Here is a 17,531-nt window from a genome sequence, read left to right as displayed (position 1 = left end):
ACCCAAGATAGTGCCATCACATTTCAAACAAAAAAACACAGTCCGATGAATTCCACCGTCATCGTGTGGTCCGACCATGTCTGCCCGTATTGGTTTTCCACGGAGGCAGACTCCGACACGCACAAGAAGGGATGCACATCACAGCCGTTCAAACCTTTGTGAGGGCAACGACAGACTTCAGGGGCTACCCTCTCTTTCACAATTTCGATCATTCCCAGGAAAGCACGAAGAATGAGTCTTATGATGAGGCGGGAAAAAGGATGATTGTAAAAATAAGGAATATAATGCAGACAGGCTTTGCTGCCTGATGTCTAGTATGGGCACCCGCCTTAGACTTTGGAGGCTACAAGTCCAGTTGGACGACTTTTAACCTCGCATGGGAAGATCGATACTCCGGCATGTATGCCGGTTGGCTCACAGGGGACTGTTAAAGGACTGGACCCGAATGAACTCCGCGAATGCGGAGATTTCACTTTATTATAAGGCAACTACATGTTTTACCCTATATTCTCTTAGAATGACCTTCCTATAAAATTCCCTATCATATTATTCACTTTTTTCGGGACCCATAGATTGACTAAAATCAATAGTCCCCTGTTATTTCCTTACTTCTCTGAATCAATTGACAGTCCACATTTAGATGTGAGGATAAGAATGTCAGAGGGATCATTAGTGAAAACCTATCACTTGATAAGATCCACTTTTCAAAAAAGGCCCGCTTATTATAATATAATCCGTCAGGTCCAGTAGTCAGGTACACATCTGATTTCATCGGCCACCCAAGGAGGGGGTAAGCCTTATGCAGAAGATTTTAACCGCAGTCCGAAAGTCAGAGGGAATAGAGTATGCCCCGAAAAATACCCTTCTTGAGCTTTGCAACCAGGCATACGATTGGACTTTTCTTTTTTCTCCTCGGATTGCTTGCTAGCCCCGCTTTCTCAGCTTCCTCCATTCAACTAAATTGGGATGCAAATTCAGAAACAGACCTGATGGGATATTATGTGCATATGGGCACATCCCCAAGGTCTTACAACACCAGGGAAAATGCCGGACTCACCCCATCATTCACATTTCAGAACCTGCCGGAGGGGATCAGGTATTATTTTACGGTCACCGCGTATGACCGATCAGGAAATATTAGTGATCCCGCGAAGGAAGTAGCGATAGCCCTTCCGACGCATAATACGAATCCCAATCCTTCCAAGAATCAGGACCTGAATGGGGACGGCAAGGCCGACCTAGTCTGGCACAACACGAAAAACGGCCAGGTGGCAGTTTGGCTGCTCAATAGCGCGAGCGTCACAGCCTCGGCCTTTCTAGGGCCGCTGCCCATTGAATGGGCCTTAAGTGGAGTGGACGATCTGAATGGGGACGAAAAGGCCGACTTCATCTGGCGCAATGACACCAGCGGGGCAGTGGCCGTATGGCTGATGAACGGCTTGACCATCACCTCCACCGGCTTTCCCGGCAGCACGTCGACGGCTTGGGCCATTCAGGGTGTTGGGGATGTCAACGGCGATGGGAAAGCCGATCTGGTCTGGCGCAACACCACTGATGGCAACACCGCCATTTGGCTCATGAATGGGACGGCGATTGTTGCAACGGGGTTCCCTGCAGGTGTCCCTTTAGAGTGGCAGATCGCGGGAATAGGCGATGTGAATGGGGATGGCAAAGCGGATGTCCTTTGGCGTCATGGCACCAGCGGCACGGTGGCCGTGTGGCTGATGAACGGTTTGACCATCTCCTCCACTGGCTTTCCCGGCAGCGCGCCCACGACTTGGACCATTCAGGGTGTTGGGGATGTCAATGGCGATGGCAAAGCTGATCTCCTCTGGCACAACATCACAGACGGCAACACCTCCATATGGATCATGAATGGAACGACGATTGCCGTTCCCGGATTCCCGGGGGCAGTGTCGGTAGCTTGGCAGATCGCGGGAGCGCACGATGTGAATGGAGATGGGAAGGCCGACGTCATCTGGCGCAACAACACCAATGGCGCAGTGGCGGTATGGCTAATGAACGGAGTGACCATCACCTCGACCGGCTTCCCGGGTGCCGCTTCCACAGACTGGAAAATTCAGTAAGCAGGATTGTAGAAAAATACAAAAACGCTTATCTGGATTGGGCTTGTAAACTATCGCAGCGAATGGATTCTTCAGAATAAGTACTAAAAAGGGGATAGGTCGTCGACTCCAACTGGCAAAGGAAAGAAAACTGTCGAACGGACTAAACCTCACGTCAACTTCGTTTACCAACAACAAAACCCCCTATCCGATTCTCCATAAGGAATAAGCCCCTCTCTAAACAGGAAAAAATTTTCTCCAATATCATCGACATCCTGTTGTGTTCCCCCGAAATCAAGCCCCCTGTAAGACGTGCTTCTGCCGATATTGACGAGGGCTCCGATATTGTAACGCTTGATGGGTCGCTCCTCGTTGTACCATCGGATCCATCCATTGATCCGTTGATGGGATTTTTCAAAGCTAGCCAATTGATGTTGCCAAACGCACTCCTCCTTGAGACTTCGAAAATACCGTTCAATGAGCCCATTCTGTTGGGGCGTATACGGGGTAAAGACTCCTGACCCTAGCGATAGTCTCGACAGGCTTGTCGAAAGAGGCGGCTCTGAAAGATTAACCCGTTGTCACCGCCCCCAACCCTCCTGCCGACAGGGGATATGTGTCACATCCATGGCCCAGCGACCATTACTCTCTGTCGTTCGACTCAAACGGCACGGCACTCGATGCCGTGAAATGGTGGTGCGTTGATGTACTCACCAGCGTTTGAGGCGTAATGCCCGATACACGGCCTTGCGATTATGGATCTGCCCATCTCGAAAGCGTAACAAAGCCCACAGGCGACGATACCCGTACGTCAGATACGCCTGAATGAGTGGCTCCAGCTGAGCGACTCATTTCTCAGAGAGCGTCGCGCGAGCTCGCTTCCCGTTGGTCAGCCGATGCCGGGCCGATTGGCTGACTTGGAGAAGACGACAGGCGGTTCGTTCCAAGATGTCCGTACTCGCGGCGCTCTCGCGTCGGACATCTCCCGCCTTACAGGGTATGGTGTCAAGGCCTCCAGTCACACGTCATTCTCGACCACTAACTCTCCGATCTTTTGTTTCAGTTTTTTGATCTGCTCTTCTTACAGTGCCTCTTCGTCCTTGGGGCGACGACGCCAGCCATTTTCCGCGGCACGAAGGAACTGCTCCTGCCAGTCTCCTACGTCCCTGCCCGTCAGGTCATGCTGCCTGGCGGCTTCCGCCATCGAGGTTTCCCCTTTCAGGATCCGCAAGACAAGGACAGCTCGTCGCTTTGCTGTCCACCGTTCAATTGGTTCTTCCTGGACTATGCATGAATAATCAGGAGTTCATCTTCCGTCAAATGATTCAATTCTTCTTGATTTCGGCAGAGAGCCCCCGCCAGGCACAGGAAACCTTCATCATTGAAGTATTGATTGAACCAACATATTTCGCAGCAGGCGGGTATTTCTCAAAACGCTAAAGACCAGCCGATCCGGTTTTCTTATCTAAACTCCACGTCATTTTCATTTCCAGCATCTTCCCAATTATAGAAAAGAGTTAATATCGTCAAACTTTAACTGGCAGATTCACTCGGTTTTCAATTCACAGAGGGCCCAATGACATCAATATTTTTTCGAATGATAAGGATGTAAATATCAAATGAAAGAATTCAAATTTTTCATAATGTCTATGATCCTTCTATTCGATTACTTTAGTTTATCGTGTTTGCCGTAATACGGTAATGCCCAATGGCATCGCCATCTTCGCTAAAGTTTTTCTTTACTTCTCCGAAATGTCCGGCAGACCGTTTAGAGGTGCGGAAAAAAAGAAGGGAAACAGACATTGATCATTCATAGTTAAAACAATCCTCTTCCCGAAAAGGCACACCTACTGTGAAGTAGGGCCGCAATGCCAGGAGTCAGGTAGTAACGCCTGATTGTCCGGCTACCGAAGGAAGATCTAATCCATAGGGGGAGGAGAAAATGCGGACTTCGGTCCAAACACGACAAGGAGTAGAGTATGATCCGACCAACCACCACCTTGGGTTTTGTAATCGCGCATACGGCACACCTTATGCTTCTCCTCTTCGGCTTGTCTGTTAGCCCCGCGTATTCGGCCTCCTCTGTCCAACTGACCTGGAATGCAAATACCGAATCGGATTTAGCAGGATATAAAATTTACAAACGGACGTTACCTTCTCAAGGTTTTGGACAACCCATATTTTCAGGATTTCCCAATAATCCATCCTCCCCCTCCACAACCGTTTCCGGGCTCAGTGGGGGCACAACCTATGGATTTATTGCAACAGCATTTGATACAGCAGGAAATGAAAGTACCCCGTCCACAGAAGCAACAATTACTCTACCCACAAATACCCCGCCCCCAGATACGACCGCCCCGACGGTCACGCTGACGGCCCCCAGTGCGGGCACCGTTTCCGGTACGGTGACGGTCACCGCCAGCGCCAGCGATAATGTCGGCGTGACCGGCGTCCAATTCCGGCTCCAGGGCGCCAATCTCGGCACCGAAGATACGACCAATCCTTACAGCACCAGCTGGAATACTACCACCGTTCCAAATGGCTCCTATACTCTCACGGCGATCGCCCGCGATGCGGCGGGCAATACAAAAACCGCCGCCTCCGTCACGGTCACCGTGAACAATACCAGCCCACCACCGCCTTCCGGTTCGTCCCTCTTCGTCAATTTTCAACCGTCCAGCTCATCCGTCCCCAGTGGCTATCAAAAAGATGACGGCAGTGTCTACACCAGCAGCCGTGGCTACGGCTGGACCACCTTCGTCAACACCCGCGAGCGGGATGCCCACACCGATCAACGGCTCGACACATTCATTCATTTTGACTCCGGCACCAGTGTGACCTGGAAATACGATCTCCCAAATGGCGACTATCTCGTTTCGCTAGCCAGCGGCGATCCCAGTTATGAGCAAGGCCCACATCATATTACGATCGAAGGCATCACGGCCATTAACAACCAGACGACTGCCAGTAATCAATTCATTACCATCACGAACCATCCCATCACCGTCTCGGATGGGCAATTGAGTCTGCAATTGACTCGGACTTCTTCTACACATACCATCCTGAATTATGTGATGATCACCCCGGCGTCACCCGATACCACGCCCCCGACGGTCACGTTGACGGCCCCCAATGCGGGCACCGTCTCCGGCACGGTGACGGTCACCGCCAGCGCCAGCGATAATGTCGGCGTGACCGGCGTCCAATTCCGGCTCCAGGGCGCCAACCTAGGCGCCGAAGATACGACCAATCCCTATAGCACCAGCTGGAATACCACCACCGTGCCGAATGGCTCCTATACTCTCACGGCGATCGCCCGCGATGCGGCGGGCAATACAAAAACCGCCGCCTCCGTCACGGTCACGGTGAGCAATACCAGCACACCGCCCGCAGATACGACCGCCCCGACGGTCACGTTGACGGCCCCCAGTGCGGGCACCGTCTCCGGCACGGTGACGGTCACCGCCAGCGCCAGCGATAATGTCGGCGTGACCGGCGTCCAATTCCGGCTCCAGGGCGCCAATCTTGGTGCTGAAGATATGACCAATCCTTACAGCACCAGCTGGGATACTACCACCGTCCGAGATGGCTCCTACGCTCTCACGGCGATCGCCCGCGATGCCGCGGGCAATACGAAAACCGCCGCCTCCGTCACGGTCATCGTGAGCAATACCAGCACACCACCCTCACCCCAACATCACGATCTGAATGGGGACGGTAAGGCCGACCTGGTCTGGCGGAATACAAAAACCGGGCACGTGGCTGGGTGGCTGCTCAATGGCACAAGCGTTGCCGACTCGGGCTTTCTGGGCCAGTTAACTATGGAATGGGCCCTGAAGGGAGTGGGGGATCTAAATGGAGACGGCAAAGCGGATGTCGTCTGGCATAATAGCACGAGCGGCGCGGTGGCAGTGTGGTTGATGGACGGCGTGAACATAGCCTCCACAGGCTTTCCCGGCTCCGCATCGACGGATTGGGACATTCACGGAGTCGGGGATCTAAACGGTGACGGCAAGGCAGACCTTATTTGGCGCCACACGAATGGCAGCACCGCGGTATGGTTGATGAATGGGACGGCGCCTCCCTCCTCCACCGGCTCACTGGGCGGTGTGGCCTTAACCTGGCAGATCGCGGGAGTGGGGGATGTGAATGCGGATGACCACGCGGATATCATCTGGCGCAATGAAACGAGCGGGGCGGTGGCCGTGTGGTTGATGGACGGAGTGAGCATAGCCTCCACAGGCTTTCCCGGCACCGCGTCGACGCTTTGGAACATTCACGGAGTCGGGGATCTAAACGGTGACGGCAAAACAGATCTTATTTGGCGGCACACAAATGGCAGCACCGCCGTATGGTTGATGAATGGAACGGCACCTCCCTCCTCCACCGGCTCACTGAGCGGTGTAGCCTTAACGTGGCAGATTGTGCAAGTAAACGATGTAAATGCGGACGGGCAGGCGGATATCATCTGGCGCAATAAAACGAGCGGCGCGGTGGCCGTGTGGTTGATGGACGGCCTGACCAGGAGTTCCGTAGGCTTTTACGGTGCTGCTTCCCCTGACTGGGAAATTCGGTAGACACGGAGGTTAAAAACACAAGAAGGCCGAACTGGGATGGTCTCATGGGCCATCCCGCCAGGCTGTTAGTAGAAAGCCCCTGCCGGGAATAATCATTCGTGCCGCTCCCTCGCGCAGAACACGAATACCCAACATACCCCTTGGTCCTAATATAGCTTCCAATGATACGCAAAAACACATTCGACAACTAGTCCGGCATTGGCCTTACCGCCATCATAGTTTGATGGGAGGTGGCTCCCAGAATTCCTCGGAAGGTCTCGGCACAATCGACTACACTTTGTTTGTGAACTAAATAGCGTATAGATTAATTTTGACAGACAAAGTTAAGGTTTTATCAGGATACCACACCATTTCCTCATAGCCACAGAGTATCCTACAGAAGGCGTGGCACTTCGAACTTGAACCCACCTCTTTCTTGCTGCCAGATGGTTTCCGAGGCTATTCTAAATTGGGCACTAGTTGGACTGTTTTGTTTTGACCTGTAAAATGATTTCAAAAGTTTTTCTTGAGATGAAATATTGAGTGTTTAGCGATTTTGCGATTTCATCTTTTGATATAGAAATCCAACGACTTCACATTGTTTTCTCCATCCCGGGCGACCTATCATTATATTGGTTCGTCCAGGGTACAGAAGTTTCGTTGGACATATGGCAAATTTATGGCAAGTACGATATCAATCAGTCAAGCGTGCAACAAAAATGAGGCCAATGGCAGGCCATTAAACCTGGGAAAAATTTTGACGAGGGAAAGTCCCCTGTCGATGCGCCCTTCAATTCACGAACAGGAGGTCAATCAAACAGTATGGCTAAACTGATCGAGCAACCCACAAGAATTAAACCTGCAGGGAATAAACCCAAACTCATCGATGAATTTATCGGACGGGTCAATAGCGGCACAGACCAGATCAGCATTGCGCGAATGCAAAGTCCTTCCGGATGGGAAGAGCCCGGCCAGACACCGGAATTCGATGAATATACGCTCGTCCTGTCCGGTCAATTACGGGTGGAAACCAAAGAAGGGGTGATTGAGGTGAATGCCGGTCAGGCGGTCATCGCCTATCGCAATGAATGGGTCCGATACAGCACCCCTGGCCCTGAGGGAGCTGAGTATATCGCGGTGTGTACCCAGGCCTTTTCCCCGGAGACCGTGCATCGCGATCCCTCGTGAATCTTTGCCGATTCACACCGGCTCGGTTTCATTAAGTCGACGCATCAGAAGGAGTTGGACTGGATAATCCCAAATCCAATAATGCAAGAGCAAAAGGGGACGCGTTACTCCATAATGTGGATTGGGAAGTGCCACCACTCGCCATGTGCAGAAGGGACAGTTTGGTGAATAAGGGATTGATCGAAAACTCACCCCCTCTGAAACAACACAAGCCCTAGACACAAAATGGAAATGTCGAGACCGATTAATGTCTATGCCTATGGCCTCTGCCATATCGGAAATTAAATGACAGGCCTGGCTGTCCCCAATATCCCGAACCAAACCCATAATATTGTGAAGCGGTCCAGGGAGGCTGAAGATAGATTCCGAATGGCCGCAACGGCGCATAGGCATAGGGGGGGACATAGGGAGGCCGTGAGTATCGTGGAGCTTTTTTATAAACCCGAGCGTCACGAGAGGCGAACGATTCCTGACGGTCCACCTTCTTTTTGAGGTCTTGCACAGTCCTCTCCTGGGCATTGAGTTGTGCTTCTATCCTGGCAATGCGATTTTGTTGAAGCTCCAGCAACACATGCATACATCGAGTTTGAGCCTCACCGGAGTATTCGGAGCATTCCCAGGGAACATTGGGTGCTTGAGCGATGACGTGCGAACCACTCATCACCACCCACAACCCGATTCCCCACATGCAGACGGATGGGACCCACCCTCTTGATCGAAAAGACCTTGTCAGTCGTTGTAAAATCAATGGATGCATGATTCCCCTCCTCTGTGAAGATACAATGTTATTGTATCATGGCATTCCAAAATCCGACAACGGACAACCTCCCAGTCCTAATCTATGTGATCCCTCATATTCGTTGACAGGATGGGCAGAAATTCGTAGCCTTTCCCACACACCACATGCTCACATTTCTTTCAACTTATAGCTAATAGAAAAGGTTCAGGCGCACCAGTCTTCCGAGAGAGCAAGAAATTTTCCATGGGACGCACCCCACACTTACCGGCTCAAGAACCCATCCGTTGTGGATGGGTGGGAACGAAACCCCACTTCATTTCCTATCATGATGAAGAATGGGGAATTCCTGTCCACACAGACCACCGCCATTTTGAAATGCTGACATTGGAAGGTGCGCAGGCGGGGCTGTCCTGGTCGACGATCCTGTTACGCCGGGAAGGGTACCGCCGGGCGTTTGCCGGATTCGATCCCTTGAAAGTGGCCAAATTTGATAACAGAAAAAAGACGGCACTCCTTCAAGATACCGGGATCATCCGAAATCGCCTTAAAATTGAATCCGCCATTACCAATGCCCGAGCCTTCCTGAAGGTGCAGGAGGAGTTCGGCACCTTTGATCACTATATATGGGAATTTGTCGGGGGGGCACCCAAGCTGAATTATTGGAACACCATGTCTCAAGTCCCGGCCACAACCCCTGAAAGCGATGCTCTTTCTAAAGATCTCAAGAAGCGTGGTTTTAAATTTGTGGGGAGTACCGTGATCTACGCTCACATGCAAGCGGCCGGATTGGTCAATGACCATACAACGGATTGCTTTCGACATCCCTCAAAACATTCGGCGCAGACGAATTTTCAAGGAACGGGCCATTCCCGAGCAGCAGCCCCCTCGACCATCAGGATCAAACGAGTATACGACGCCCCTGCCCCAGATGACGGATGTCGGATTCTCATTGATCGGCTGTGGCCACGTGGACTTTCAAAAGAAGCGGCTCACGTCAATCTGTGGCAAAAAGATCTTGCCCCGTCAACAAGACTGCGTAGCTGGTTCCGGCATGACCCGGCCCGCTGGCAAGAATTTCAGACACGGTATTTCATTGAGCTTGATCAGAATATCAACGCCGTTGAGGACCTTTGGCGACGAGTCCGATATAGCCCGGTAACTATTCTTTTTGGGGCCAAGAACGAGAAATTCAATAATGCGGTCGCCCTGAAAGCCTATCTCTCCCGTCACTTTAGATGAGGGGCTTGTATCCTTCCATGGCTTTTGAACCAAACCACATGAAGGCGGTTCCTCAGAAGGATCTCACAGGATACGGAGTCGACTGTGTGGCCGGTTTAGTCAACGTCTCTTACCAAGAAGTTAAACCCGTGGCAATGCCATGGGGCATGACGTCGGAGATACGCGTCTCTGGTCCAACACGGCCTTCGTTCAAATATTGTTAAACCATTGTGAGATTCAATCCCTGCCGGGAGAATCCCCCTTTCGATCCTGGCAGGCTTTTCCTTCACTCGCCCTTCTCCCATAAGAAATCTTTTAGCAAGTTTGCCTTCTTGTATTGAATGCATGTTCCTTGCGAATAATAAAAAAAATCGTTACTATTTCGCATTATTTAAATTATTCTTAATTCCCATTCATCCTGCCTTATTTTTATCATGTCGAGAGATGTCATAAGTTCGATCCCATTGCTCATGGAAAGGAGCATTAAGATCGAGGGTTTGCCAATGTACCGGCAAATTCAACCTTCTTCTCAAAAATCGGCTTGATAGAACAATCATTTTTCTCAGGTGCGCATTCGTCATTTCCTTAAGTCATCATTAACCAAAGGTCGAAGGATGGTGGTGTTCATCTTTTGACCAAAACGAGTCCTGCGTGAGGACTCCACATTATGGCCCTGTGGTGCGCCGAGCATGAACCGTTTCGTCCAGTTTCTGCGCCATAAACTACCTCCAGTGATGATGTTCGGAGGGTTCAGGCTGCCATCAGATCCAGCTCCGGCAGTCCGGATAAGGCGATCCCCTGAAATCAATTTCCCCCGTGCATCGAATCATCCCGGGCTTCCTGTTATGACTCATTCATTGTATGGACCAATGGAAAAAGCGAGTCAATAACATGTCATTTAAATCTCTGACCATGGGGATTCCCACCGTCACAGCCGGAATGCCACAGCCACATCTTCAGAAGGCTCTCATTGTGGGACTGGCATTGGGGATCTTCGTGGCGGATTGCCTGACCCCGCTAGGGGTCGGAATGGGTAGTCTGTACATTCTGGTTGTCGTGGCCACTTTCCCCCTCAACCATCTCTGGACTACAAGAATCGCGATAATCGGCGCAATGTTTTTAATTATTCTCGGCTATTGGGGCTCTATTTCAAGGCTAGGATATGAAACAGCCGTTATTAATCGCTCCCTATCGACTCTTTGTGTTTTGGTAACTGGATATATGACCTTGAAAAATATCTCTTCCCGACAGGCACTCCAGACGGTCAAAGAAGATCTCGAAATGAAATATGGCTTGCAGACGAAGGAACTCAAAGAGCAAAACCAAACGATGTCTGTTCTCCTCGAGGATTTGAAACTGACCAAAAATAATTTGGAAGACAAGGAACGTCGGCTTCGTGTGCTGGTTGATGCCTTCCCGAGCGGGATGTTGATTGTGGATCATCTCGGCAAGGTCATCTTTGCCAATAAATTAATCGAAACCCTCTTTGGGTACGCACAACATGAATTAGTGGATCACTCTATCGATATGCTCGTCCCGCATCGATATCAGAAGGAACATTTCCAACATCGGGCTGACTTTTTCCATCATCCAAGTAGCCGGGCCATGGGCGCCGGACGGGACCTATTTGCCCGCCGCAAAGACGGGACTGAGTTCCCCGTAGAAATCGGCCTAAACCCCATCAACACACCGGACGGGTTCATGGTCCTCAGTTCAATCGTGGACATTTCAGCCAGAAAACAACACGAAGCCGAGCTCAAACGCCTCAATCAACAACTAGCCAACCAGAATCAGGAACTGGAGGCCTATAACTATGCCGTTTCACACGATTTACGAACACCCTTGAGAGCAATTCATAATTATGCGGATTTTCTGCTGGAAGACTTGTCCACAACGGTTTCCTCCGAACAAACCGAGTACTTGAATGGCATTACCACCGCCGTATGCGAGGCAGAAGAGCTCGTCTCCGATCTCCTTGAACTTTCCCGTTTAAATATCAAAGATTCTGTTCCGCAGGTCTGTCATGTCGGGAACATCATTGCCAAAACGCTTTTCCTGCTGAATTTCGACGAAGACGTGAAAATCCAGCAACCAGCTGAATGGCCAACAGTCCTTGGCCATGAACATCTGCTGAAACAGATTTTCCAGAACCTCCTTGCCAATGGAGTCAAATTCAACCACTCCTCCCCAAAAGTTCTGAACATGAATTGGAGGCAGGAACCTCATGGCGTGATCACCTTCACCGTCGAGGACAATGGCATTGGGATCTCTGAACCCTACCAGGATAAAATTTTCCAGGTCTTTGAACGATTGCATACGACCCGGGAATATGAGGGGACCGGCATCGGCTTGGCTATTGTCAAAAATGCGGTGAGCAGACTTGGCGGAGAAATCCGCGTGAAGTCCGAATTGGGCAAAGGCAGCCTTTTTTCATTTACGGTACCGATTGGAGAAAATTATGATGATGCATGAAACCAGGAATTTAACGATTTTAATGGCGGAAGATAATCCCCACGATGTCCTGGCCACCAAACGTGCCTGGGAACAATTCGGCTTTGGGAATCATCTGCATATCGTGTCGGATGGCGAAGAATGTCTGGAATACCTGTTTCATCAAGGAAAGTATCTGGAATCGAACATCTTTCCTGATCCTGACCTCATCCTTCTGGACCTCAAACTTCCAAAGCTGGATGGCCATCAGGTTCTCAAAACGATTCGGGCGAACGATCAGTTCCGATTTCTACCGGTCATCATTCTCACGAATTCAACCCTCGAAACCGACCGGAACAAAGGATATGAATATGGTTGTACGGCGTTCCTCAAAAAACCGGTCGGGTACGCCAACTTCGCCAATCTCCTAAAATCCCTGCGGACGTTCTGGAGTTGCGTGGAACCCTATGCCAAGCCATTAACAGCCTAAACGAACGGGTAGCCCATGTCCCCAGTCCAGGAATCCGGATTATCAGCTCTCCTCATCGAAGACAATTCCCATGAACGAATCGCGATCCGCCGTTCCCTGAAGAAGGACGTGCATACCCTTCTTGAATGTGAAAGTGCGGAGGAAGCCATTCGCCATCTGGAACACGCTCCTTCAAAATTTGACGTCATCATCGCCGACTTCAAGCTCCCAGGCATGGATGGCCTCACGCTGTTTCGCACCCTGCGGCAGATGAAATGCGTATCTCCGTTTATTCTCTTAACAGGCAATGGATCCGAACAGATTGCCATTGAAGCCTTCAAAGCCGGAGTGAATGACTATTTGGTCAAAGCGTCCGAGAGCGACTACTTGGACTTATTGCCGGCGCTAGTGACGGAAGTCATCCAGCATCATCGCTTGAAAATTAAAAATGAGTTATTGGAATTGTCACTCAAAGAAGCCCAGGAACGGTTTCACCAATTCATGGAGCACTTTCAGGGGATTTTCTGGCTGACCGACTTTCAAGAACCAAGAAGATTATTGTATGTCAGCCCGACCTATGAACGGATTTGGGACCGCCCGGCTCTTCAGCTCGCTCACAACCCGTTGGACTGGCTTGAAGCCCTTCATCCCGAAGATCGGGACCGTATCGGGAACGCCTATTTGAAATTGAATATCAGCGGAGAATATAACGAAATTTATCGAATCGTGAAATTAGACGGGTCGACACGCTGGATCCGTGAACGCGGCCTCATCAATCACAATCAAGGGGGACATCCGTATCGGATCACCCGGCTGGCTGAAGATATTACCGACCGCACCACGATGTCAGAAGCCCTTCAGGCCAGCGAGGAACGCTTTGCACAGTTCATGGCCCATCTTCCGGGTTTGGCCTATATGAAAGACGAACAGTATCGTTTAACATATCTGAATCCGGAATTTGAACAGGTGTTCAACATTGATCTCAAAAACTGGATAGGCAAAACCGTTCACGACGTCTTACCTCCCGACACGGCGGCAAAGCTCCAATACGATGATGACTGGGTGCTCTCTCATGGTCAATCCCTGGAAATCATCGAGGACATTCCACTCAATGACGGCCTCCATCAGTATTTGACCTGCAAATTTCCTATTCTCCAACATGACCGTCCACCGATACTGGGAGGAGTATCAATTGATGTCACCGGCCAATTCAAGGCGGAAATTCAACGGGATCACATTTTTTTCCTCTCCCTGGATCTCATGTGTAGTATCGGCATTGACGGGTATCTGAAAAAAACCAATCCTGCCTTCGAAAAACTTCTTGGATACACCCAGGAAGAACTGCTATCCCAACCATTGATCTTTTTCACTCATCCGGATGACCGGATATCCACCCAGGCAGCCTTCCATCAACTCGCTGAAGAGAAAGATGTGGTGGATTTCCAGAACCGCATCCGTGATATCCGTGGCAATTACCTTTGGCTGGAATGGCGCGCCACTCCCCAGCTTCAGGAAAAAACCATCTATGCCGTTGCGCGGGATATCACCCAGCGGTATCACGCAACCAAAGCGCTCCGTCGGTATGAACAAATTGTGTCAACCAGTTCCGACTTTCTCTGCTTTTTAGATGAGAAGAATTGCCTGCAAGCCGTGAATCATGGATTTTGTGAATATTTCAATCTTCCTGCGCGGGAAATTACCGGTCGTCACATTCGGGATTTTGTAGGGACGGAACTATTTGAATCTCAGCTCCAAAGCCATTTAGATGACTGTCGAAAAGGGCGAGTCGTCTGCTTTCATCAGCATGTGACCTTTCCTGAAGAAAACGTGCGTTTCATGGAGGTGAGGCTGAATCCCTATGTAGAGTCGGACGGCTCGATTTCAGGCGTGACCGCCATATGGAGAGATCTCACCGAGCAAAAACGTCTGGAACAGCATGTGAGACAGACACAAAAAATGGAATCAATCGGAACCCTGGCAGGGGGAATCGCCCACGATTTCAATAATATCCTGATGGCGATTCTCGGATGGGCAGAAATGGGGACATGGAAACACCCGAAAGGCGATCCCGCATACAAATATTTTGAGCAAATCGGAATCGCGGGGAAACGCGGGCGGGATCTCATCCAGCAAATCCTCACCTTCAGCCGGCAAACCGAACACCATCCTCGCCCGGTCGATCTGGGCCCGGTTATCGAAGAATCGCTTGCTCTTCTCCGGGCCACCTTTCCCTCAAACATTGAGTTGCATTTTGGAATTCATCACAACATGAATATGGTATTTGCCGACCCCGTTCAAATTCATCGAATCATCATGAACCTCTGTTCGAATGCGGAACATGCCCTTCGCCCGCATGGCGGAACCCTGACCATCGACCTTCATGCCATCATCATTGAAAAAGGCGACTTTCAATTCCCACCGACACTGATTCCCGGAAGGTATGTGCAGATCGTCGTCAGTGACTCCGGTCCTGGGATTCCCGACCATATCCTTCCAAAAATTTTCGACCCGTTCTTCACCACCAAACCCGTGGGAGAAGGAACCGGAATGGGATTGTCCGTGGTACATGGCATTGTAGAAAATCTCCGAGGACACATTTCGGTAAAATCTTCCAAAAAGGACGGAACCACCTTTCTCATCGCCATCCCCGAGTACCAGGTCCCCACCGACTCCTCCCTTCATTCAAAGTCTTCCAACATCAGTCCCGGATATGGACACGTGCTGATTGTGGATGATGAAATATCAATTACCGAAGTCTTGAAAGAATTTCTGGAGCATCTGGGCTATACCGTCACGGTCCGGACGAATCCCTTGGAAGCCCTTGAAGAATTTCGCATGAAACCCCACGGATTCGACTGTCTCATCACCGATCAAACAATGCCCAGACTTGGAGGAGACCAGTTGTCTCGAGAAATCCTCAAAGTACGCCCCGATATGCCAATCATCCTTTGTACGGGGTTCAGTCATACGATTGACAAGGACAATTCTTTGGAACAGGGGATTACCGCATTCCTCTATAAGCCCATCTTATTGGATCAACTGAGCCAAACGCTGACCCACATCCTGTCACATTCCAAACCCGAAATTCCTAGGGTATAACTAATAACCTCAGGCTTCACTTCTAAAACACTTTTGTCTGTCGTGTCGCGTTCAGATACCCGAGAAGGATATCCCGTCTTGCGACGACACCAAGGAGTTTTCCCTCCTCATCCACCACCGGCATTCGGATCAAATGTCTCCCTTCCAATCGATCAATAATCTCCATAGCCGGCGTCTCCCGTTTTACTGTCACCGGGGCAGGAGTCATCAAGTCACTCGCCGGGACGCCTGCCAAAGACCGCTCCTCCTTAATTGCATGGAGAAGATCGAATTCGCTGACAATCCCAAGCAAATGCTGGTCACGGTCGACAATCGGCACACTCCCAAAACCCTCCTCGGTCATCGTCTGCGCCAATGTTTCTGCTGAATCATCAGGATGATAGGCATACACGGCATCTTGCATGAATTGCTCGGCAATCAGTCCCTTAAAGTCACGAGCCCCGACAATGTAATCAACGCGTCGCATAATCCATTCCTCCTTCGACAGGGAAATCGGGTGAGCGTCTGTGTTGAAAGAACAACCAGGCACCACAGATCCTTCAATCCAACACCACTCTCCACATTCCCAAGGCCATGAGGCTAAAAATAAGACCTTCAACCATTCCTTCCCCCCAAGCAGCCAAACGGGGGCTGAATAACCACAGTTTCATCATCATCCAGCCCGGAAACTCTTTTCGCATGGTCTCACCTCCTTCCGTTCCTCGACCACCCTTCACTCAAAGAATTCAATGTTAGTCCTTAAAATTGTTCATGTTTTCCCCATAATAAAAACACGAAGGCCTTCCGGACATATGCATCCCGGAAGGCCTTGGTATGGATCACTTTCGATCGGGTGAAGAATGAACGATTTACCCCATGACGACCTCGATTTTTTTGGTATTTTTCTACCATGCGCTTTTTTTGAATAAAAGTAAAGCGCCTCATTTTGGGGAAACAGGGGCAGAATGAAAGGGAAAGTTCCCTGAGGAAAAAGGCCACGACCAGAACCATGAGAAAAACCTCTGGCATGTTTCTGAGCATTCCGGTAAATTCTTGAAGATCCCGGATGACATGGTCCACGAGAATATCCCTCCCCGACGAAAATGAGGTAAGATTTCCTACGTGTCCTTTCACTCAACTCAGAATGAAACTTCGTCGCCCACAAGAGACGTTAGCGGGTTGTTGTTGGCTCGCCCGTATGGCGGATAAAGTGCGGGCTTCTCAAGAGGGGAACTTTCCGCTCCTCTACCGCTTGTCTTTGGGCAGTCCAATTGGAATTGACGGCTATTTCCTTCGACACTTCAGGCTGTCTTTTCGTCAATTTCGCAATGCCGTCATAGAAACTCATTCGGACCAAGACCTGGAACGGTGGTTCCTCAGTCAGCCGGGGGTACATTCCTCAACTATTTCGACTTGGAATGACTTTGCCCCCAAGCTAGGCACTCCAGGCTATCCTGTCTCCTTTGTGCGCCATCTCATAAAATGGTTTGTCTATCCCAAATCCATCAAAGAACCCGTGAACAGTCTTTTTGACATGATCGAACAGGATGAAGCCCCGTAATTCCGCTCCCTGCCTGGGTGTTATGGCACCACACCCAAAACTCATGGATCACCTGCATGAACGATCACACCATTTTGGATGACATTCATCAAAAAATTCTGCACCTGTTACCATGCGGAGCCGTCACACCTAGATCCCCCCAACTGGCGTCGGTGTCCCCCTCAAAGTTTTGGAATGACTACCCACACCCTTGGGGGAAAAGTCCCAGCTAGGACAGACATTAGAG

At 50.4% G+C, this 17,531-nt stretch carries 16 protein-coding genes, 1 pseudogene and 1 riboswitch; of the genes and pseudogenes, 11 read left to right on the top strand and 6 right to left on the bottom strand.

Annotated elements, in window-relative coordinates; all coding sequences use genetic code 11:
- Positions 1–336 precede the first annotated feature (336 nt).
- Together LX98_RS04555 and LX98_RS04550 are read left to right on the top strand one after the other, a co-directional pair.
- Positions 337–483 (top strand): hypothetical protein, encoded by a 147-nt coding sequence (locus tag LX98_RS04555; RefSeq protein ID WP_496427764.1) that lies wholly within the window; start codon positions 337–339, stop codon positions 481–483.
- 362 nt (positions 484–845) lie between these two features.
- Positions 846–2,087 (top strand): FG-GAP-like repeat-containing protein, encoded by a 1,242-nt coding sequence (locus tag LX98_RS04550; protein ID WP_496427763.1) that lies wholly within the window; start codon positions 846–848, stop codon positions 2,085–2,087.
- 164 nt (positions 2,088–2,251) lie between these two features.
- Here LX98_RS04550 and LX98_RS04545 read toward each other — a convergent pair whose 3' ends face one another.
- The 3 genes from LX98_RS04545 to LX98_RS04535 all read right to left on the bottom strand — a co-directional run bounded on the left by LX98_RS04545 (position 2,252) and on the right by LX98_RS04535 (position 3,088).
- The gene (locus LX98_RS04545; RefSeq protein WP_496430567.1) at positions 2,252–2,608 is read right to left on the bottom strand and encodes an integrase core domain-containing protein; all 357 of its coding nucleotides are present in this window, start codon (positions 2,606–2,608) and stop codon (positions 2,252–2,254) included.
- A gap of 168 nt (positions 2,609–2,776) precedes the next feature.
- Positions 2,777–2,881: an IS3 family transposase gene (locus LX98_RS04540; protein ID WP_496430566.1), complete on the bottom strand. Its 105-nt coding sequence runs from the start codon at positions 2,879–2,881 to the stop codon at positions 2,777–2,779.
- 33 nt (positions 2,882–2,914) lie between these two features.
- Positions 2,915–3,088 carry a hypothetical protein gene (locus tag LX98_RS04535; protein ID WP_496427762.1) on the bottom strand — a complete coding sequence of 58 codons (174 nt, stop codon included), beginning with the start codon at positions 3,086–3,088 and terminating at the stop codon, positions 2,915–2,917.
- A 268-nt stretch (positions 3,089–3,356) separates the two neighbouring features.
- Here LX98_RS04535 and LX98_RS04530 point away from each other — a divergent pair, with 268 nt between their 5' ends.
- The 3 genes from LX98_RS04530 (at position 3,357) to LX98_RS04520 (ending at position 7,810) form a co-directional block, all read left to right on the top strand.
- On the top strand, positions 3,357–3,506 hold the full coding sequence (locus LX98_RS04530; RefSeq protein WP_496427761.1) for a hypothetical protein: 150 nt from the start codon (positions 3,357–3,359) through the stop codon (positions 3,504–3,506).
- 390 nt (positions 3,507–3,896) lie between these two features.
- Positions 3,897–3,978: riboswitch (cyclic di-GMP riboswitch) on the top strand.
- 67 nt (positions 3,979–4,045) lie between these two features.
- Positions 4,046–6,643: an Ig-like domain-containing protein gene (locus LX98_RS04525; RefSeq protein ID WP_496427760.1), complete on the top strand. Its 2,598-nt coding sequence runs from the start codon at positions 4,046–4,048 to the stop codon at positions 6,641–6,643.
- A gap of 801 nt (positions 6,644–7,444) precedes the next feature.
- Complete coding sequence (locus tag LX98_RS04520) at positions 7,445–7,810, top strand: cupin domain-containing protein (RefSeq protein ID WP_312643102.1); 366 nt, start codon at positions 7,445–7,447, stop codon at positions 7,808–7,810.
- A 244-nt stretch (positions 7,811–8,054) separates the two neighbouring features.
- Here LX98_RS04520 and LX98_RS04515 read toward each other — a convergent pair whose 3' ends face one another.
- Positions 8,055–8,567, bottom strand: coding sequence for a hypothetical protein (locus tag LX98_RS04515; protein WP_496427759.1), 513 nt, complete (start codon positions 8,565–8,567; stop codon positions 8,055–8,057).
- A gap of 225 nt (positions 8,568–8,792) precedes the next feature.
- On the opposite strand from LX98_RS04515, the pseudogene LX98_RS04510 reads away from it, so the two are divergent.
- The 5 genes and pseudogenes from LX98_RS04510 to LX98_RS04490 all read left to right on the top strand — a co-directional run.
- Positions 8,793–9,371: pseudogene (locus LX98_RS04510) on the top strand (DNA-3-methyladenine glycosylase I); the annotation flags it as partial.
- Positions 9,372–9,440: 69 nt separating this feature from the next.
- Positions 9,441–9,788, top strand: a complete 348-nt coding sequence (locus LX98_RS04505) for a DUF488 family protein, N3 subclade (protein ID WP_496430565.1) — start codon at positions 9,441–9,443, stop codon at positions 9,786–9,788.
- An 870-nt stretch (positions 9,789–10,658) separates the two neighbouring features.
- Positions 10,659–12,239, top strand: coding sequence for an ATP-binding protein (locus LX98_RS04500; RefSeq protein WP_496427758.1), 1,581 nt, complete (start codon positions 10,659–10,661; stop codon positions 12,237–12,239).
- Positions 12,226–12,687, top strand: a complete 462-nt coding sequence (locus tag LX98_RS04495) for a response regulator (RefSeq protein WP_496427757.1) — start codon at positions 12,226–12,228, stop codon at positions 12,685–12,687. Before LX98_RS04500 ends, LX98_RS04495 begins: the two co-directional genes overlap by 14 nt.
- Before the next feature lie 15 nt (positions 12,688–12,702).
- Positions 12,703–15,765, top strand: a complete 3,063-nt coding sequence (locus LX98_RS04490; RefSeq protein ID WP_496427756.1) for a PAS domain S-box protein — start codon at positions 12,703–12,705, stop codon at positions 15,763–15,765.
- A 22-nt stretch (positions 15,766–15,787) separates the two neighbouring features.
- On the opposite strand, the gene LX98_RS04485 is transcribed toward LX98_RS04490, so the two are convergent.
- Together LX98_RS04485 and LX98_RS04480 are read right to left on the bottom strand one after the other, a co-directional pair.
- The gene (locus LX98_RS04485; RefSeq protein WP_496427755.1) at positions 15,788–16,231 is read right to left on the bottom strand and encodes a CBS domain-containing protein; all 444 of its coding nucleotides are present in this window, start codon (positions 16,229–16,231) and stop codon (positions 15,788–15,790) included.
- A gap of 73 nt (positions 16,232–16,304) precedes the next feature.
- Complete coding sequence (locus LX98_RS04480; RefSeq protein ID WP_496427754.1) at positions 16,305–16,445, bottom strand: hypothetical protein; 141 nt, start codon at positions 16,443–16,445, stop codon at positions 16,305–16,307.
- Positions 16,446–16,888: 443 nt separating this feature from the next.
- Between LX98_RS04480 and LX98_RS04475 the strand changes: the two genes are divergently transcribed.
- Positions 16,889–17,305, top strand: a complete 417-nt coding sequence (locus LX98_RS04475) for a DUF5069 domain-containing protein (protein ID WP_496427753.1) — start codon at positions 16,889–16,891, stop codon at positions 17,303–17,305.
- The last annotated feature ends 226 nt before the right edge of the window (positions 17,306–17,531 follow it).

It is taken from the genome of Nitrospira marina (assembly GCF_059568365.1).
The sequence above is the reverse complement of the archived record's forward strand: the minus strand, read 5'-3'. Positions and strand labels throughout refer to the sequence as shown.